The sequence below is a fragment of the Streptomyces sp. NBC_01235 genome (genome assembly GCF_035989285.1).
Lineage (GTDB): Bacteria > Actinomycetota > Actinomycetes > Streptomycetales > Streptomycetaceae > Streptomyces.
Genome location: NZ_CP108513.1, coordinates 6,890,323 through 6,909,177, shown reverse-complemented (window position 1 = coordinate 6,909,177; position 18,855 = coordinate 6,890,323). Strand labels below are relative to the sequence as shown.

The window sequence follows — 18,855 nt, the reverse complement described above, 5'->3', positions numbered from 1 at the left end:
GCAACGAAGACAACGGCAACGGCAACGGCAACAGAAGGGAGTCTCATGAACGCCACCTCGCCCCTTCCCCCGCCCGCCGCCTGGGAGGACCTGGTCACCGCGGCTCTCCTCGGCACGGACCGCCGTACGCCGCCGGGAGCCGCACCCGGCCGGAACGCGCCGACCGCCCTGCTGGACGCGGCGGCCGCGGAGACCGTACGCCGACGGGCCGGCCTGCGCCCGGGCCGGGCCGCGCCCCTCCTGGAGCCGGCCGCCGAGGACCCCCGACCGGCGCTGCCCACCGCGGCGGCCCGCAGACTCGCCCTGCTCCTGGCCGACCGCCCCGGCGCCGGCGGCGGAGGAGGACGCAGAGGCACAGCGCCGGACCTGATGGAACTGCTCCCCCAGTGGCTGACGGTGGCGAACGCGCGCGGATTCGCCGCGCCCGCCGAGTCCCTCCCCGCGCTGCTCGACGCGGCACGCGGACGTACGGACCTGCGGCCCGCGGCGCTGGAGTTCGCCGGCCCGCGCGCCCTGTGGCTGGCCCGGCTGAACCCGGACTGGCGGTTCGCTCTGCGCGCGACCCCGGGGGCCGGCACGGCACTGCCGGGCCCGGGGGACACCCGGCGCACCGAAAAACTCTGGCAGGAAGGCCTGTTCGCGGAGCGGGTCGCCCTCCTGGCGTCGATCCGCTCCCGCGACCCCGACGCGGCCCGCGAACTCCTGACGGCCACCTGGCCGACGGAACGCTCCGAGGACCGCCTGATGTTCCTCGACTCACTGCGCACCGGCCTCGGCGCGCGGGACGAGCCGTTCCTGGAGCAGGCACTGGCGGACCGCAGCCGCAACGTGCGGGCGACGGCCGCGGAGCTGCTGTCGGCGCTGCCGGGCTCGGCACTCGCCGCGCGGATGGCGGTCCGGGCCGGCGCGTGCGTGGCCGTCGACCACACCGGGGACACGCCGACGCTCTTCGTGGAGGCGCCGCACGAGTGCGACGCGGCCATGGAGCGCGACGGCGTGTCGGCCAAGGCGCCGCCCGGCCGGGGCGAACGCTCCTGGTGGCTGGGCCAGCTGGTGGAGGCGGCCCCGCTCGCCACCTGGCCGGCACGGCTGGGCGGCCGTACGCCGGAAGAGATCGTGGCGCTGCCGGTGGCCGACGACTGGCTCGACGAGCTGCACGCGGCATGGTGCCGGGCCGCCGTACGACAGCGGGACGCCGACTGGTCGCGGGCGCTGCTCGGCGTGCCGTCGGCACCCAGTGCGGGCGGCCCGGGCGCGGTCTCCCTCGCCGAGCGGGCGAAACTGCTGAGCACGCTTCCGGTGGCCGACCGTGCCGAATGGGTGGCCGGTTTCATCGCGGCACACGGCCTGTCGGAGGCGTTCCAACTGCTCGGCGTCTGCGCCGTACCGTGGGCCGCGCCGCTCGGCCGGGCCGTGGTCGACGCCCTCAACATCGCACGGGACGCGGGCAGTTACCCCTGGAGCTTCAGCGGCGTGATGGGCCTGGCCGAACGCTGCCTCGACACCTCGGAGGCAGCCCGCCTCGACGCCCTCCTCGCCGTCCCGGACGAACCGGAGGACGCCTACCCAGGCGCCCTCGGCTACTGGGCGGAGGCATTCCAACGACTGGGAAGAACGCTGAGATTGAGGGCGATGATGGCCCAGGAATTGGGGGCTGCGTAAAGGCTTGGAGGGCGCCACAAGGGCTTAGGGGGCGCGCCATAAGGGCGGGCTTACGGGGCGCGTCACAAAGGCTTAGGGGGCGCCCCGTAAAGGCTTGTGGGCGCGCCATAAAGGCATGTGGAGCGCCCCGTAAAGGCTTGTGGGCGCCATAAAGGCATGTGGAGCGCGCATGAAGGCTTGGGGCAGGCCATGACAGCAGCGGCCGGCATCATCCAGCCCGTCCGGCGTTTGAGGACGAGGCCCCTTCAGGGCCGAACGGGGGTCTGGGGGCAGAGCCCCCAGAGGCCGGCCACTCAGGCCACCCGCACAACCACCGGCTCAAGCCCCCGCAGGCTGCCGCACGTTCGCCCGGACCCAGTCCACGATCGACGCGGTGGTCGCCCCCGGAGTGAAGATCTCCGCGACCCCCTTCTCCTTCAACGGCGCGATGTCCGCCTCCGGAATGATCCCCCCGCCGAAGACCAGGATGTCCGTGGCGTCCCGCTCCTTCAGCAGCTCGATCACCGCGGCGAAGAGCGTGTTGTGGGCTCCGGACAGGATGGACAGACCGATCGCGTCGGCGTCCTCCTGGATCGCGGTGTCCACGATCTGCTCGGGCGTCTGGTGGAGCCCGGTGTAGATGACCTCCATACCGGCGTCGCGCAGCGCCCGCGCGATCACCTTGGCCCCGCGATCGTGGCCGTCGAGCCCCGGCTTGGCCACCACCACGCGGATCGGACCGGCTGCCACACCCATCACTGCCTCCATGAAGCGACTACGTCCATCCTCAACGGCACGGACACCCCGTGCCAGACCGACCGGGGAAGTGAACGAACGTTATCGCCAGCATCCCGCAACCGGCAGTTTCACGGTGCGCACCGAGGGGGAAATCACACGGAGGGACACACTTTCACCGCGCACTTGTTCCCCCGAGCCACGGGGGAACAGTCGCACCGGGAGCCGCGACGAGGTCGCCGTACCGCCGTGCCACGGGCCGCGTGGCGTGGCGGTACGGCGCATCAGAGGGCACGATGGGCAGGTAGGGCAGGTAAGGCACGACAGCGGGGAGCCTCGTCGCCACACGGCAGGGATTCTCGTCACGTCATCGGTGTAACGGGTGTCACACAAGCCGTGCGCAGTACGGCGCACCCCACACCACAGCCGCACCCGCCCCCTCCCGCTCGTGCCCGACCGACCTCCTCGACCGCGACTTCCACGAGGGCACACGGGGGACAGAGAAGTCCTCAGCGTGCCGACAGGAGGTCGGCCATGAAGGTCATACGGGCACTGCAGCCCTTCCTGCCGCTGTACCGGCGCCTGCTGCCGGGCTTGCCGACCCTTCCGGGAATCCAGAGCCTCCCGAACATCTCCAGCATCCCCAGCCTTCCGAGCAGACTGGCCGGACTCTCGGTGACCCTCCTCAAGGCGACCGCGCTGGACCTCGCGATCCTCGCGGGCCATCTGCTCCTCTACCCCTCCGGCATCGCCCAGGAGCGCCGCGCCGCGGCACGCCCCGCGCTCCCCCGGGCGGCCGGCGCCGAGGACCCCGCCCAGCTGCCCACCCAGGCCTCCCCGCCTCCCGTGGTCCTGCTGCACGGGTTCATCGACAACCGTTCGGTGTTCGTCCTGCTGCGCCGCAGCCTCGCCCAGCACGGCAGGCACCGGGTGGAGTCGCTCAACTACTCTCCGCTGACCTGCGACATCCGCACGGCGGCCGACCTGCTCGGCCGACACATAGAGGAGATCTGCGAGCGCACCGGCAGTCGGCAGGTGGATGTGGTCGGGCACAGCCTGGGGGGTCTGATCGCCCGTTATTACGTGCAGCGACTGGGTGGCGACGTCCGCGTCCGGACGCTGGTCACGCTGGGCACCCCGCACTCCGGCACACGGGTGGCGCCGCTGGCGAACGCGCACCCGATCGTGCGCCAGATGCGCCCCGGCTCGGAGGTGATCGAGGAACTGTCCCGGCCCGCGCCGGGCTGCCGTACGCACTTCGTCAGCTTCTGGAGCGACCTCGACCACCTGATGGACCCGCTGGAGACCGCCTGCGTCGACCACCCCGACCTGCTGGCACAGAACGTCCGGGTGACCGGGATCGGCCACCTCGCCCTGCCCGTGCACCCGGCCGTCGCAACCGGCATACGTCAGGCCCTCGACGCGGCACACGACGCGACGCACGCGGGAGCACTCGCCGACGGCCTCACCGTGGCCTGACCGCGCCCGACCGCGCCCGACCCGCGCCTGGACAGACGTCCGACAAGCGTCCGACAGCCCTCCAACATCGAACACCAATCGAACGTAGGGCCAAACCCGCGCCCGCCGTCCCCCGAAACACGGCCGAATGCCCCTTTCCTGCGAGGGCGAAACCTGCAGAAGATTGTCGTGCCCGCGTACTGCCGGGTACAGTCGCCGCACTGCTCTGGCAGCCCCTGTTGTCGGCGAAAGAGAAGTTGGTGAACGACCGTCACCCGTCGGGGATCATGACCACCCCGGCCCCGGCTTCCGACGCCGCTTCGGCGCACTACGCGTCGTACAGCACCCAGGAAGCCCCGTACGACGGCTTCACCACGTACCACGGCCATGAAACCGGCGCCTTCGACACCGGCGCCCACTCCACCGGGCACTTCCCGGCGGCCGACCCCCTCTTCGGTGACCTCCCGGGCGGCGCCACGAGCACCACGACCGGCGCGTACAACAGCACGCAGTGGAACACCGGCGGCCACCAGTCGCTGGACACGGGCAGCCACCAGATCCCGCACTACGACGCGTACGCGGCCCAGCACCACGCCGCCTACGACTCCGGCGCGTACGACGCGACAGCCTGGTCCACCGGCCACCACCAGCCGTCGGCCTGCATCCCGCAACAGGCGACGGCACCCGATGCCAGCGGCCACTGGGACGCGAGCGCCTGGCTGCAGCCCGACCAGTCCGGAAGCCCGGCCGACCGGACCCAGCAGTGGGAATGGGGCACGCAGGCCTTCGACACCGGCGCGTACGACGCCACGCAGTGGAACTCCGACGGCGGCGAGGGCACTCAGGCCGCCGACGAGTACGAGCAGCAGGCCGAGGTCCCCTTCCACCAGCAGGCCACCGCCACCTTCCAGCACCTCGGGTCCGACGAACCCGCCCCTGACGAGGGCGAGTTGTCCGACGGCGCCCCGCTCCCCCTGCTCGACGACCAGGAGGAGACCGCCCCCGCCCCACTCGGACGTGCGGCCACCCGCAACGCGAACCGCTCCCGGCGTCGTATGCCCGCCAAGCGCTCCGCGCTGCTGACCATCGCCGTGCCCTCGGCCTGCGTGATGGGGGTCGCCGGCATCGCCGCGGCCTCGGTCGGCACGCTGACCGGCGGCGACGACAAGGACACGACGGCGTCCGCCCCGGACGCGCAGCCGGTGAAACCGTCCGCCGCCAACAACAAGCTGGACGCCCAGCTCGCGACCCTCAGCGCCGGGGCCGACGACTTCGCCGACCGGGCCAGCCGGACGCAGGAACGTATCGACCTCAAGGCACAGCAGGAGGCCGAGAAGAAGAAGGCGGCGGCGGAGGCGGCCCGCAAGGAGCGGCTGCGCCCCAAGTACGCCCTTCCGGTCGCACAGCACGGCCTCAGCGCCTACTTCGGCCAGGCCGGCATCAACTGGATGTCCCAGCACACCGGCATCGACTTCCCCGTCTCGTACGGCACGACGGTGATGGCGGCGACCGACGGCACCGTACGGACGCAGTGGAACAGCGCCTACGGCAACATGCTGATCCTGACGGCGAAGGACGGCACGGAGACCTGGTACTGCCACCTCTCCAGCTACCGCGCGTCCTCCGGGACGACCGTCAAGGCCGGCGACCCGATCGCGTACTCCGGGAACTCCGGCAACTCCACCGGCCCGCACCTGCACTTCGAGGTCCGGCCCGCGGGCGGCTCCGCGATCGACCCGCTGCCGTGGCTGCGCAGCCACGGGCTCAATCCGACATAAGGCGTCGGCCCCGGTCAACTCGCTTGTGCGCCCCCGCCGTCGAGGCGGGGGCCTTTCACGTCTTATCGCCTCTAGAGCTTCTAGAGCTTCTCCACCGGCGCGTACCGCAGCAGCAGCCGCTTCGGCTTGGTGTCGCCGAAGTCGACCGTGGCCTCCGCGTTCGCACCCGTGCCCTTCACGCCGACGACCGTGCCGAGTCCGAACTGGTCGTGCGTGACACGGTCGCCGACGGCCAGCGCGACCACCGGCTTCTCCGACGTCCGGCGCGTCGCGAAGCCGGACGCGCCCGCGGCCGAGGAACGCGATCGGGACGAGGGCATCGAGGCCAGCGACGACGCCACCCCGGACACCGGGCCGGAGGACACGGGCGCGGTCGCCCCCGTCCGCTTCCAGTCCACGTGCGTCGCCGGGATCTCCTCCAGGAACCGGGAGGGCGGGTTGTACGAGGGCTGTCCCCAGGCGCTGCGCAGCGACGACCGGGTGAGGTACAGCCGCTCACGCGCGCGCGTGATGCCCACGTACGCGAGTCGGCGCTCCTCCTCCAACTCCTTGGTCTGGCCGAGGGCGCGCATGTGCGGGAAGACGCCGTCCTCCATGCCCGTGAGGAAAACGACCGGGAACTCGAGGCCCTTGGCGGTGTGCAGGGTCATCAGGGTGATGACGCCCGAGCCGTCCTCCTCTTCGTCGGGGATCTGGTCGGAGTCGGCGACCAGGGCGACCCGCTCCAGGAAGTCGGAGAGCCCGGCCGGCGTCGCGCCCTCGCCCTCCTCCTCGCCGGACTCCTGCTCGAACTCCAAGGCGACGGAGGCGAGTTCCTGGAGGTTCTCGACGCGGGTCTCGTCCTGCGGGTCGGTGGAGTTCTGCAACTCGGCGAGGTAACCGGTCTGGTTGAGGACCGCTTCCAGGACCGTCGCAGGCCCCGCGCCCGACTCGACGATCGTGCGGAGCTCCTCCATCAGCGCGTTGAACCGCTTCACGGCGTTCGTCGACCGCGAGGCCATGCCGTACGCCTCGTCGACGCGCTGCAGCGCCTGCGCGAAGCTGATCTTCTCGCGCTGGGAGAGGGCGTCGATCATCGCCTCGGCGCGCTCGCCGATACCGCGCTTGGGCACGTTGAGGATCCGGCGCAGCGGCACCGAGTCCTCGGGGTTGGCCAGGACGCGCAGGTAGGCCAGGACGTCCCGGACCTCCTTGCGCTCGTAGAAGCGGACGCCGCCGACGACCTTGTAGGGCAGGCCGACCCGGATGAAGATCTCCTCGAAGACACGGGACTGGGCGTTGGTGCGGTAGAAGACGGCGACGTCACCGGCCTTCGCGTCACCCGCGTCCGTCAGTCGGTCTATCTCGTCGGCGACGAACTGCGCCTCGTCGTGCTCGGTGTCGGCGACGTAGCCGGTGATGCGCGCGCCCGCGCCCGCGTTGGTCCACAGGTTCTTGGGGCGGCGGGATTCGTTGCGCTCGATGACCGCGTTGGCGGCGGACAGGATCGTCTGTGTGGAGCGGTAGTTCTGCTCCAGCAGGATCGTCGTCGCGTCCGCGTAGTCCTCCTCGAACTGGAGGATGTTGCGGATCGTCGCGCCCCGGAAGGCGTAGATCGACTGGTCGGCGTCACCGACGACGCAGAGCTCGGCCGGCGGTACGTCGTACTCGTTGGGGGGCACGTCGACGGGGTGCTCGGACGTGCCGACCAGCTCCCTGACCAGGGCGTACTGGGCGTGGTTGGTGTCCTGGTACTCGTCGACCAGGACGTGGCGGAAGCGGCGGCGATAGTGCTCGGCGACGTCCGGGAAGGCGCGCAGCAGGTTGACCGTCGTCATGATCAGGTCGTCGAAGTCGAGGGCGTTGGCCTCGCGCAGCCGCGACTGGTACATGGCGTAGGCCTGGGCGAGGGTCTTCTCGAAGCCGTCGGTGGCCCGGGCCGCGAAGTCCTCCTCGTCGACCAGCTCGTTCTTCAGGTTGCTGATCTTGGCGCTGAAGGACTTGGGCGGATAGCGCTTGGGGTCGAGGTCCAGGTCGCGACAGACCAGGGCCATGAGGCGCTTGGAGTCGGCGGCGTCGTAGATCGAGAACGACGACGTGAAGCCGAGCTTCTTGCTCTCCCGGCGCAGGATGCGCACGCACGCGCTGTGGAATGTCATCACCCACATCGCGTTCGCGCGCGGGCCGACGAGCTGCTCGACGCGCTCCTTCATCTCGCCCGCGGCCTTGTTGGTGAAGGTGATCGCGAGGATCTGCCCCGGGTGGACGTTGCGCTCCGCGAGGAGGTGGGCGATGCGGTGGGTGAGCACGCGCGTCTTGCCGGAGCCGGCACCGGCCACGATGAGCAGGGGGGTACCGGCGTGGACGACGGCCGCGCGCTGGTTGTCGTTCAGCCCCTCCAGCAGCGCCGCCGCGTCCAGCGCCGGGCGCGGGGCGCCGCCGCGGTAGTAGGCGTCCCGGTCCGGTGGCACGTCGAACTTCCCGCCGAACAGATCGTCCGGAACCGACTCCGGTCCGTGATCGTCCTCGGGCGGCGGGGGTTCCTCCTCGTGGGCACGAGGGCCCTGGAGGTCCGCCAGGAAGCTGTCGTCAAAGAGGCTGCTCATCGCTCTCCGAGTCTAGGGGGCGCCACTGACAACCGGCCGCCGTCCCGGGAACATCTCCCGCACTCACCCTCCGGGAGTCCGCCATCACGATCCGCGACCGAGACGGTCAAGAAACGAGATCATGACCGTTGGTCACGAAAATGTATCGGGCATATCGCCCATCATCCTTCACACGGGCCACACGAGTTGGCTACCGTGCCGGGCAGGCCGTACGACCCCCACCGGCGAACCCCGCCGGGCCGCGCGGCCTCCGCCGAGTCCGACGCGCCCGCTCGCGCCAGCCGGAGCCGGGGACCCACCGAGACCTTGGGGTGAATCGGCCCAACTCCCTCTCGGGGAGGCGGCCGTAGGGCAACCCTTCCGATCTACCCGCCCGAACCCGACAGCTAACCCGGTAGGCGGAGCATTGGAAGGAGTCGCCTCCCTTGGCGTCGCAGCACCGCAAGCCGCGCTCCACGGGCACACGCGTGGCAGGCATACGCACGCCCGCCCTCGCCACCGCCGCCCTCACGTCCGTGGCCCTGCTCTCCCAGACGGCCAACGCGGCCCCGTCGGACGACGGCAAGCCGAGCCTGGAAGAGGTCGAGAAGAAGGTCGACGACCTCTACCGCCAGGCGGAGTCGGCGACCGAGAAGTACAACGCCGCCAAGGAGAAGACGACCAAGCAGCGCAAGCAGGTCGACGGCCTCCTGGACGACGTCGCGCAGCGGGCCCAGAAGCTCAACGAGGCGCGGGAGGAACTGGGTTCCTATGCCGCGGCCCAGTACCGCACCGGCGCTTCCGCACCCGACACGGCGACCTTCCTCCTCGCGGACACTCCGCAGGACTACTTCGACCAGAACCAGCTGATGAGCCGGCTGACCGACCGCCAGAAGGTTTCGGTCGACGCCTTCGTCACCGAGCAGTCGGCGACGATGAAGAAGCGCCAGGAGGCCGCCGAGAGCCTCGCGACGCTCACCGACACGCAGAGCGATCTGAGGACCGCCAAGGCCACCGTCCAGAAGAAGCTCGGCGACGCGCGTGAGCTGCTGTCCCAGCTGACGGCCCAGGAAAAGGCCCGCCTCGCGGCGATCGAGAAGCAGAAGCAGGAGGAGGCCGCGCGCAAGGCGGCGGAGCTCGCCCGTCAGCAGGCGGCGGAGCAGGCAGCCGCGCAGCAGGAGAGCGGCGCCGGCTCGTCGAGCACAGGGTCCGGGTCCTCGTCCACCTCTCCCTCCACTTCCACCACGGACTCGTCGTACGCCACCAAAGCCGAGAAGGCGCTCGCCTTTGCCCGCGCGCAGATCGGCAAGCCGTACGTCTGGGGTGCCACGGGCCCCGACTCCTACGACTGCTCCGGCCTCACCCAGGCCGCCTGGAAGGCCGCCGGCGTCACCCTCCCGCGCACCACCTACGACCAGGTGAACGCCGGCACGACGGTCTCCCTCGCCGACGCCCAGCCCGGCGACCTGGTCTTCTTCTACGACGACGTCAGCCACGTCGGTATCTACATCGGCAACGGCATGATGATCCACGCTCCGAAGCCGGGCGCCTACGTCCGCGAGGAGTCGATCTACTACGACGGCGAGTCGGGCATCCACAGCGTGGTACGCCCGGCTTGAGAGCACACGCGCGCATGACGGACCTTGCGGTTGAGCACACGCGCGTGACGGACCTTGTCGTCGAGCACGCGACGCGCGCGTGGGCGGGGTGAGCGTCGTCGCACGCGCGTGAGTCGTTCCCGGGGAGGCGCGCGCGTGGGCTTCGTAGCGGGCACGCGCGCGTGGGCTTCGTAGCGCGCACGCGCGCGTGGGTTCGTCCACCGCTCCCGCCTGCCTGCTCCCTCTCCCGCCACCAGCGCTCCCGCGCCCGCTCCCGCCTGCCCGCGCCCGCCTGGCTGTACGCCCTCCCCCGGCCCTCTCCCCGGGCCGCCACGGCACCGCGCTCGCAACCTCCCTGCCCACTCCTCCCTCGCGCCCCGCACCCGCGTGTATTTCTGCGTGCCGGCGCGCGTGCCCCGCTCGTGGGGCGCGTCGTGCTCCTTGGCATCGGGCGCATGCCCGGCTCCTCGGCTCGTCCCTCGCCTGCGCCCTCTCCCGGTTCTACTCTCCGCCTGTGGTGGGCGCGGAGGCCACCGACGTCCGGGGCCGCGGTGATGGCGACCGGGATCGTGCCGGTCGGCCTGTGGCGGTGGCGGCGTGGCTGGCCGTCGCCGCTGCGGCACTGGCCGCGGCCCGCGCCTCCGTCAGGTCCAGAGCACCGCGATGAAGATGTTCGCCACGGTCAGCAGTCCGACCAGCCCGAACAGGGGCTTCTCCACCTTCTCGTCGTCCCGCTTCACATAGACGAGACCGAGGATCACGATCAGCAGGGCCAGCTTCACACCGATCTTGATGTTGTTGACGTGCTGGTCGTCCGCCTGGTTGAGGCCGACCAGGATCACGCCGGTGACCAGCATCGTCGCCGCGCCGTGCAGCATCGCGGGAACGAAGCGGGCCGCACCCTGGCCCATCGCCTTCATCTGGGTGAGGAAGCCGCCCAGGAGCGCGGCGATGCCGATGATGTGCAGGCCGACGAAAAGGTGGATGAGTACGTCCATGAAGCCGGATGCTAATCAGCCGCCTCCGCGCGCCCGACACCGGCCCTCACTCCACCGGTTCGCCGAGACACCGATACACCGTCCCAACCGGACCCGACCGTCCCGACCGAACCCGACCGTCCCTACGGGACCCGACCGGACCCGACCGTCCCGACCCGACGGCACATGCATATATGCGCTCCATAGCATCCGCCGCACCGACATGCCCCGGAATCACCGCTTCGGTCAGCACGCCGCGCGAACCCGACGCGCCCGGCCCGGATTCTCGGACACATACGGTCACCCGGCAGTCCGCTCACGTCACTTCCGTACTTCGCGTTACCGACCCGACACAAACGGGCCTAGCGTCCTCCCCCAGGTGACCGGCTCCCCACCGCCGCCCGGGCCAGGGGCGGCAGTCGGCCACCACCGCCGAGAAGGTCCGGCGGCGTCCCGCTTTCCCCGTGCGGGACGCCACCGGACGCGTCAGCCGCTCCCCCGAGGCCGTCCGCCCGCCCCCCACGGTGGTCACCCGGCAGCCGTGCGGACGGCCGAGAACGCGGCGGTCGTACGAAAGGACGTGCAGTCCCACGTGGCAGCGCACCGCAGGCCCCGACAGCGCTCGCTCGGCGGCCAGACGGCCCGTACGGCGTTCACCCTCGCCCTCGCCGGCGCGGCGACGGCGACGGCCTTCGAAGGGACCGGACAGGCCGAACCGAACCTGACTCCGGCCCAGGTCAAGGCGAAGGTGGCCAAGCTGTACCAGGAGGCGGAGGAAGCCACCGAGAAGTACAACGGCGCGCAGGAGAAGACGAAGACGGCCGAGCAACGGCTGAAGACCCTGCGCGACGAGGCGGCACGCAAGGAGGAGAAGCTCAACTCGGCGCGGGAAGCGCTGGGTTCGATGGCGGCCGCGCAGTACCGCAGCAGCGGACTGGACCCCTCCGTGCAGTTGGCGCTCTCCGACGCCCCCGACCGGTACCTCGACGGCGCCGCCCTCGCCGAACGCGCCGGCGCCCGCCAGTCCGCCGCCGTTGCCCAGGTCCGCAGACAGCTGCGCGAGATCGAGCAGTTGCGCGGCGCCGCGCGCGTCGAACTGACCTCGCTCAAGGCGCGTCAGACCGAGCTGAAGACGCACAAGAAAACAATCACCGGCAAGCTGGACGCGGCACGCCGCCTGCTGTCCCAGCTGACGGCGGCGGAGCGGTCCCGGATCGGCGAGGGGGCCGGCGACGCCACCACGGGCAACCGCGCCTCACGCGCCTCGACGGGCGGACGCGCCGACCTCCCGGCAGCCGGCTCCGCCACCGCGGAAGCCCCCAACTCCCGTGCGGCGGCCGCCGTTTCCTACGCCTACTCCAAGCTCGGCAGCCCCTATGTGTGGGGCGCGACCGGGCCGAACGCCTTCGACTGCTCGGGCCTCGTCCTGGCCTCGTACCGCTCCGCCGGCGTCTCCCTGCCCCGCACCACCTACGCCCAGATCGGCGCCGGGCAGCGGATCTCCCGCTCCGAACTCCTCCCCGGCGACCTGGTGTTCTTCTACTCCGGCATCACCCACGTCGGCCTCTACATCGGCAACGGCCAGATGATCCACGCCCCGAACCCGTCGGCCCCGGTGCGCGTGGCACCGATCGACGAGATGCCCTTCGCGGGCGCGACACGGGTGGTGTGAGCCCCTCAGCCCCGAGAGGTCGCCGTCACCCGGCTGCGCTCCTGTTCGTCACACCAGCCGCCGTGCCGTGGCCCACCGGGTCAGTTCGTGCCGGTTGGACAGCTGGAGCTTGCGCAGCACCGCCGAGACGTGCGACTCGACCGTCTTGACCGAGATGAAGAGCTGCTTGGCGATCTCCTTGTAGGCGTAGCCACGGGCGATGAGCCGCAGGACCTCGCGCTCGCGCTGGGTGAGACGGTCGAGGTCCTCGTCGACCGGCGGGGCGTCGGTCGAGGCGAAGGCGTCGAGGACGAACCCGGCGAGGCGCGGCGAGAAGACGGCGTCGCCCTCCTGCACCCGGAAGATGGAGTTCACCAGGTCGGTGCCGGTGATCGTCTTGGTGACATAGCCCCGGGCGCCCCCACGGATCACCCCGATCACGTCCTCCGCCGCGTCCGACACGGACAGGGCGAGGAAGCGCACCGGCCGTTCGGCGTCGGCCATCAACGGGGCGCAGCGGCGCAGCACTTCGACCCCGCCGCCGCCCGGCAGGTGGACGTCGAGGAGGACTACCTCGGGCCGGGTCGCGGTGATGACGGTGACCGCCTGGTCGACGTCCGCCGCCTCACCGACCACCTCGACGCCGGTCTGCTCGGTCTGGCCGATCTCGGCCTGCACCCCCGTACGGAACATGCGGTGGTCGTCGACGAGGACCACGCGCACGTGGCGCCCGCCCGCGCCGTCACCGGCGGCCTTCGCCGGCTCGGCCGACTCCGCCGCTCCCGTCGTACCGTTCGTCTCGGTCGGATCGCTCATGACGTCTTCTCCGCCCTCTCCATCTCCAGCTCGACCTCCGTGCCGCCGCCCGGGACCGCCCGCAGCCGCGCCGTGCCGCCATGACGCTCCATGCGGCCGATGATCGATTCTCTAACGCCCATGCGGTCAGCGGGTATCGAGTCGAGGTCGAAGCCGGGTCCGCGGTCACGGACGGACACGAAGACCGTCCTGCCCTCGACTTCGGCGTAGACCTGCACGGCGCCGCCCTCGCCACCGTACTTGGCCGCGTTCACCATCGCCTCGCGCGCGGCCTGCATCTGTGCGCCGACCCGCTCGTCGAGCGGGCAGTCGCCGACGACCACGACCTCGATGGGGACGCCGTGCTTGTCCTCGACCTCGGCGGCGTTGCGCCGCACCGCGTCGGCGACCGTGGTCGGCTCGTCGGCCTCCTCCTTGCCCGTGCCCTCGGGTTTGTAGAGCCAGGTACGCAGGTCACGCTCCTGGGCGCGGGCGAGGCGGCGCACCTCCCCGGCGTTCTCCGCGTTGCGCTGGATCAGCGTCAGGGTGTGCAGCACCGAGTCGTGGACGTGAGCGGCGACCTCCGCGCGTTCCTGGGCGCGGATGCGCATCAGGCGTTCCTCGGAGAGGTCCTGCGTCATGCGAACCAGGTAGGGACCGGCGAGGAGCGTGATGCCGACGATCACGGCGAGGGCCGCCTGCAGAACGGAGCCGAGGTGGGCGGCGGAGCCCTGCAGGACGAAGGTGCCGGAGACGCCGGCGGTGACCAGCAGGACGCCGGCGCCCGCGCGCAGGAACGTGAGCGTACGGCGTCTGCGGCCGACCTCGACCCAGCGGGCCCGGCGCGCGTTGTCCGCCTGGCGCCAGACGAGGGCGACGCCCGCGCCGACGAGGACGGCGGGCAGGAGATACGCCTTGGCGCCGTTGCCCAGATTCACGTTGCCCACGAACACCATGGCGACGACGACCATGAGGAGCAGGGCGACGATCTGCCCCTTGTCCGGCTTGCGGGCGACGAGTCTGCGGCGGCCGTCGGGCGCCGTCTCGGTGGCGACGAACGCCGGGGGCTTCTGGTCGCCGACACCGCCGATCCCGAGCGGTACGAAGAACCAGAAGGCCGCGTAGAGCAGGGCGCCGAGGCCGTCCGCCATGAACAGGCCGACGAAAACGAGCCGCACCCACACCACGGGCAGCCCGAGGTGCCCGGCGAGCCCTCGCGCGACGCCACCGAGCCAGCGTCCGTCGCTGCTGCGGTAGAGCTTGCGCGGGGGCCGCGGTTCGACGAGTGGCGCTGCTGCGGCTTCCGGCATGCCAACGATGGTCACACGGGCGCCGATCCCGGGCATCAGGGTTCGCCCCCGAGACGCCCCTGATCTTCGAAGCCCCCGCAGGTCGAACGCCTCCCCTGCCCCGGATCAGGGCCGATATCAGGGTCCGACCAGGGTCATTCCGACTGCCGCGAGGGCGGCTCGCCCGCCACCATGGACTCATGACAGATCACCAGCACGCCGCGGACGCCGTGCCCGACGGGGGCACCGCGCCCGACGCGGCCGCCCCGTCCCCCGGCGCCCCAGGCGCCGCGGGTGAGAAGCCTCGCGCGCACGGGCGGGCAGGCGCGCACGAAAAGCGGGGAGAGCAGGGAGACCGCGGAGGACGCGGCCCGTCCGAGGAAGCGGGCGCCAGGACGGCGGCCGAGGCGGCTGCCGAGGCCGCGACAGCCGCCGCGAGGGCCGCCCGGGCTAACACTGGGGCAGCGACCGGGAAGGCCGCCGGCACCGGAGCCGTCGGCCCTCCGCCCAGATTCCGGCGGGATCGCGAGCACAAAATGCTCGCCGGCGTGTGCGCGGGCCTCGGGCGGCAGTGCGACATGGACCCGGTGATCTTCCGGATCACGCTCGCCGTTCTCTCCGCGACCGGCGGTATCGGCCTCATCTTCTACGGCTTCGCCTGGCTCTTCGTCCCGTACGCCGACGACGGGCAGAACGAGGTGCGCAAGCTCCTGACCGGCCGGGTCGACGGCCAGGCCCTCGCGGCCGTGCTGTTCGCGCTGGTCGGCTGCGGGGTGTTCCTGTCGATGCTGAACAACGGCAGCGTGCTGACCTTCGCCGTCGTCGTCTCCCTGCTCCTCGCGGGCGCCGGGTACTGGTCGCGGCACCGGGACTCCTCCGACGCCGACCCACTCGCCGCCCAGGCCGCGGCCGACGCCCCGCCGGAGGCCCAGGCGCCGCCGGTCTCCATCGCCTACCCGTCCTGGTGGCGCGACCCCATAATCAAGGACGGCACGCACGACGGCGGCACGGGCTATCTGTGGGGCCCGTGGGACGCCCGTGGGCGGGGCATCACGGCGGCCATCAACGTCGACCTGACCGGCCACACGCGCCGCCCCGAGGACATACGCACCCCGCACGAGCCGTATGCCGGGCCTCGCGGGCCACGCTGGATCGGCGGCTGGCTCTTCCTGCTCTCCCTGCTCGCGGGCGGCCTCGTCACCCGGCTCACCTGGGACGACCACCCGCTCGGCACCAGCCTTCAGGCCGGTCTGGCGGCGGCGCTCATCGTGCTCGGGGTGGGCATCGCGGTCAGCTCGTTCCTGGGGCGGACGGGCGCGGGGTCGGTGTTCCTGGCGATCATCACGGCGGGCCTACTGGCCGGCACGGCCGTCCTGCCGAAGGACATCGGCACGCACTGGATCGACATGACGTGGCAGCCCGCGGCGGCGGCGGACGTACGGACGGCCTACGACCTGGGCTCCGGCGACGGCACCCTGGACCTGTCCCGGCTGGACCTGTCCAAGGGGCAGACCGTGAGTACCAATGCCGAGGTGGGGGCGGGCCGACTGCGGGTGATCGTGCCGCCGGACGTGATCGTGAAGGTGAGGATCGACGTGGGGCTGGGAGACATCCAGCTGCCGGGCGACGACGAGAAGGACGTGGACGTGCAGCCGGGCAAGCACAAGGAGGTGACCCTGTCGCCGCTCTCGGGCAAGACGGACGCCGGGACCATCGACCTCGACCTCCAGGTCGGAGTCGGACAGGCGGAGGTGGCCCGTGCTGCGTCATGAGTTCCGGCCCGGCAGGCTGGTCGCCGGTGCTTTCTTCACTCTCGCGGGCGTCATCTACGCCGGTGACGCGGGGGGCCTCTGGGAAACGCCCTGGTTCGTGGTGATCCCCGTCGTCGCGGCAGGCCTCTGTCTGGCGGGCGCGACGGGCATCGTGGCCCGGAGCATACGCAGACGACACGGCGCGTCCCGCCGCAGCACCGCGACCGAGGCAGGCGCGGACACGACCCCCTGACCGGCTGGGTTCCCGGGAACCCAGCCGCCCGGGAACTCGGTCACGGCCGCAGGGTCGCCCGGTTTCAGGACCGGTTTCAGGACCGCCCGATTTCAGGACCGCCCGGTCGGCCGGTTCGCGTGCCAGGGAAGTCGGCCCATTGGCCGGCCGGTCGCGGGCTCCAGCTCGGGCCTCCAGGCTCTAGCCCAGGCCTCCCACCCGTTGTCGTCGCCTGTTGCGCCAGGCAGCGTCGAGGGAGAGGACGGGGGCGCCCGCGAGGACGAGGGGCAGCCAGGCCATGAGGTAGGCGAGATCGTTGCCGTAGTAGTACGGGTCCGAGGCCCAGCTCACCGTCAGCCACAGACTGAGCGAGATCAACGCGCCGCCGAGGGCGGCGATTCGGGTAAGAAGGCCCAGCAGGGTGCCGATACCGACGGCGAGTTCACCGAAGGCCATGGCGTAGCCGAAGCCGACGGGGCTCTTCAGGGCCATGTCGACCAGGGCCGGGATGGCCGAGGAATCACGGACGGCGCGCATGGTGTCGCCGATCGAGCCGGCGCCGCTGTCCTTCAGGAAGGCGCTGTCGGTGAGTTTGTCGAGGCCCGCGTAGATGAAGGTGACGCCGAGGAAGATCCGCAGAGGAAGGAGTGCGTACCGGGTGGCGGTGTCACGCCAACTGCGGCCGCCGCCGTCGAGGTAAGGAGGGTAGCTGTCCGTCCGCATGCCGTGAGTCATCGCCCGTAGCCGCCTCTCGCCCGGAGTGGTGGGACCCCTCAACAGACCATACGTACGAAATGGGGGGTGCGCTCAACTGGTTGCACGGGCTCTCCGTCCCACCAGTCATTGGCACGGGCATTCCGCCTCACCGGTTCACCCGGCCCGGCGTCGGCTCACTCCGCCCCACCGATTCACGCCGCCCAGCGGGTTCGTTCCCGTCGTCCCCCGCCCGTTCACTCCGTCACGTCGATCGCGTACCGGTTCGTCTCCGTTCCCGCCGCTGTGACGACCTGTACCTCGAGCCGTCCCGGTTCCACGTCCACCGGAACGGGGACGGTGAGGACGGCGTCGGTGGGGTTGCTGAAGCCGCGCGTGACCGGGACGAGAGGGACGTGGACGTGGACCGGGCCGATGCGGACGACCATGCGGGAGAGGCGGTCCGCGGTCTGGGCGCCGGGCGGGACGAAGCCGGCGCCGCGGATCTCGATGTCGTCGCCGGTGCGGATCGGGGCGTCGAGGTCACCGGCCTCGCGAGAGCGGACGACGGAGAGGATGACGGGGCGGCCGCCCTCGGCGTACTTGCCGGCGAGATAGGTCGCGGCCGAGACGAGGACCACGACGGCCAGGCCCCAGGGCAGGTCGGGGAGCTGGTCGGGGCGGCGGGCCAGGCGGACCGCGGCGAAGACGAGGGCGACGGCGGCGATCACGACGTACTGGATGTCGGCGAAGGTGCCGCGGCCGGCGTCGTCGGTCAGCAGGTCGGCCGCGCGCGGGCGGTGGGCGCGGACCTTCTGGAGCCGCTGGGCGAGGACGCGCAGGCCGACCACCCGGCGCACCAGGACGGCGATCCCGCAGACCACGGCGAGGACGGTCACCACGCCGGCGCCACGGGCGAGGTCGAGTCCGGCGATCAACGCGTCGCGTTCGGCGTGGCCGGAGGCGGCGGCGAGCCGTCCGACCAGGACCAGCACGGCGTAGGCGACGAGCAGGACCCAGGCGGCGGCGACCGCGCGGGAGGTGGAGAGGCGGTTGTCCTCGCCGATCACCGGGGCGAGCGCCCCGCCGCGGGCCCGGTGGAACCAGGAGGCGGCGGTCAGCGCGCCGGCGACGACGAGCGCGGAGAGGAGTCCGGCGGTGCGGGCGGCGGTCCAGCCGACGCCGATGGCGGTCAGCGACTGGACCAGCAACAGCGCGACGACCGTCACCCATACGGTGACCGCCGTGCGCAGCCACAGACGGGCCAGCCAGGCCTCGCCCTCGGCGCGCCCACGGTCGGCGACGAGTTCCGCGGACTGCGTCAGCTCCTCGGAGACCCACTGCCGGGAGGCGGAGGCGGAGTGGGCGACGGCGGCCGGCAGGCCCTGCCCGGCGGCGAACTCGTCCCGTTTCAGCAGGAACTCGGCCGCCGCGCGCCGGTGTCCCTCGCGCGCCCCGTGCGGGCAGTCCCCGCAGGTGCAGCCGCCCTCGTGCGCGCCCGCCCCCGGGCCAGGGGCCGCGCCCTGTCTCGCCTCCTGCACCGCCACGTCCGACGCCCGCCTTTCCGCACGACCCGATCGGATGGCGGCCCTGGAGAGCCCGTTGAGGCCCCTGGCGCCACCCTGTGAACAACTCCCCTGTGATGACAGCGAATTGTGCCCTACGGCACACCCTGTCGGTTCCGGTAGGTCCG

At 71.7% G+C, this 18,855-nt stretch carries 14 protein-coding genes and 1 riboswitch; of the genes, 7 read left to right on the top strand and 7 right to left on the bottom strand.

Going from position 1 to position 18,855, the window contains the following annotated elements; genetic code table 11:
* Window positions 1-45: 45 nt before the first annotated feature.
* Complete coding sequence (locus tag OG289_RS31045; protein WP_327317339.1) at window positions 46-1,662, top strand: DUF5691 domain-containing protein; 1,617 nt, start codon at window positions 46-48, stop codon at window positions 1,660-1,662.
* Window positions 1,663-1,980: 318 nt separating this feature from the next.
* Here OG289_RS31045 and OG289_RS31040 read toward each other — a convergent pair whose 3' ends face one another.
* Window positions 1,981-2,397: a cobalamin B12-binding domain-containing protein gene (locus OG289_RS31040; protein ID WP_327317338.1), complete on the bottom strand. Its 417-nt coding sequence runs from the start codon at window positions 2,395-2,397 to the stop codon at window positions 1,981-1,983.
* A 513-nt stretch (window positions 2,398-2,910) separates the two neighbouring features.
* On the opposite strand from OG289_RS31040, the gene OG289_RS31035 reads away from it, so the two are divergent.
* Together OG289_RS31035 and OG289_RS31030 are read left to right on the top strand one after the other, a co-directional pair.
* Entirely contained in the window at window positions 2,911-3,855 is a 945-nt protein-coding gene (locus tag OG289_RS31035; RefSeq protein ID WP_327317337.1) for a lipase family alpha/beta hydrolase, read from the top strand.
* Between the two features lie 239 nt (window positions 3,856-4,094).
* Window positions 4,095-5,612: a M23 family metallopeptidase gene (locus OG289_RS31030; protein WP_327317336.1), complete on the top strand. Its 1,518-nt coding sequence runs from the start codon at window positions 4,095-4,097 to the stop codon at window positions 5,610-5,612.
* Window positions 5,613-5,692: 80 nt separating this feature from the next.
* Here OG289_RS31030 and pcrA read toward each other — a convergent pair whose 3' ends face one another.
* Window positions 5,693-8,197: a DNA helicase PcrA gene (gene pcrA / locus OG289_RS31025; RefSeq protein WP_327317335.1), complete on the bottom strand. Its 2,505-nt coding sequence runs from the start codon at window positions 8,195-8,197 to the stop codon at window positions 5,693-5,695.
* A 255-nt stretch (window positions 8,198-8,452) separates the two neighbouring features.
* A riboswitch (cyclic di-AMP (ydaO/yuaA leader) is annotated at window positions 8,453-8,615 on the top strand.
* A 7-nt stretch (window positions 8,616-8,622) separates the two neighbouring features.
* On the opposite strand from pcrA, the gene OG289_RS31020 reads away from it, so the two are divergent.
* Window positions 8,623-9,795: a C40 family peptidase gene (locus tag OG289_RS31020; protein WP_327317334.1), complete on the top strand. Its 1,173-nt coding sequence runs from the start codon at window positions 8,623-8,625 to the stop codon at window positions 9,793-9,795.
* A gap of 623 nt (window positions 9,796-10,418) precedes the next feature.
* Here the strand turns inward: OG289_RS31020 and OG289_RS31015 are convergent.
* Window positions 10,419-10,772, bottom strand: coding sequence for a hypothetical protein (locus OG289_RS31015; RefSeq protein ID WP_327317333.1), 354 nt, complete (start codon window positions 10,770-10,772; stop codon window positions 10,419-10,421).
* 571 nt (window positions 10,773-11,343) lie between these two features.
* Between OG289_RS31015 and OG289_RS31010 the strand changes: the two genes are divergently transcribed.
* The gene (locus OG289_RS31010) at window positions 11,344-12,423 is read left to right on the top strand and encodes a C40 family peptidase (RefSeq protein ID WP_327320853.1); all 1,080 of its coding nucleotides are present in this window, start codon (window positions 11,344-11,346) and stop codon (window positions 12,421-12,423) included.
* A gap of 48 nt (window positions 12,424-12,471) precedes the next feature.
* Here OG289_RS31010 and OG289_RS31005 read toward each other — a convergent pair whose 3' ends face one another.
* A complete protein-coding gene (locus OG289_RS31005) occupies window positions 12,472-13,218 on the bottom strand; it encodes a response regulator transcription factor (RefSeq protein ID WP_327317331.1) in 747 nt (248 codons plus the stop codon).
* On the bottom strand, window positions 13,215-14,543 hold the full coding sequence (locus tag OG289_RS31000) for an ATP-binding protein (protein ID WP_442818981.1): 1,329 nt from the start codon (window positions 14,541-14,543) through the stop codon (window positions 13,215-13,217). The genes OG289_RS31005 and OG289_RS31000 overlap by 4 nt, the downstream gene beginning before the upstream one ends.
* A gap of 143 nt (window positions 14,544-14,686) precedes the next feature.
* On the opposite strand from OG289_RS31000, the gene OG289_RS30995 reads away from it, so the two are divergent.
* The gene (locus OG289_RS30995) at window positions 14,687-16,258 is read left to right on the top strand and encodes a PspC domain-containing protein (RefSeq protein ID WP_327317329.1); all 1,572 of its coding nucleotides are present in this window, start codon (window positions 14,687-14,689) and stop codon (window positions 16,256-16,258) included.
* Window positions 16,245-16,490 (top strand): hypothetical protein, encoded by a 246-nt coding sequence (locus OG289_RS30990; protein WP_327317328.1) that lies wholly within the window; start codon window positions 16,245-16,247, stop codon window positions 16,488-16,490. Before OG289_RS30995 ends, OG289_RS30990 begins: the two co-directional genes overlap by 14 nt.
* 180 nt (window positions 16,491-16,670) lie before the next feature.
* On the opposite strand, the gene OG289_RS30985 is transcribed toward OG289_RS30990, so the two are convergent.
* The gene (locus tag OG289_RS30985) at window positions 16,671-17,204 is read right to left on the bottom strand and encodes a DoxX family protein (RefSeq protein ID WP_327317327.1); all 534 of its coding nucleotides are present in this window, start codon (window positions 17,202-17,204) and stop codon (window positions 16,671-16,673) included.
* A 215-nt stretch (window positions 17,205-17,419) separates the two neighbouring features.
* Entirely contained in the window at window positions 17,420-18,709 is a 1,290-nt protein-coding gene (locus OG289_RS30980) for a hypothetical protein (RefSeq protein WP_327317326.1), read from the bottom strand.
* Window positions 18,710-18,855: the final 146 nt, after the last annotated feature.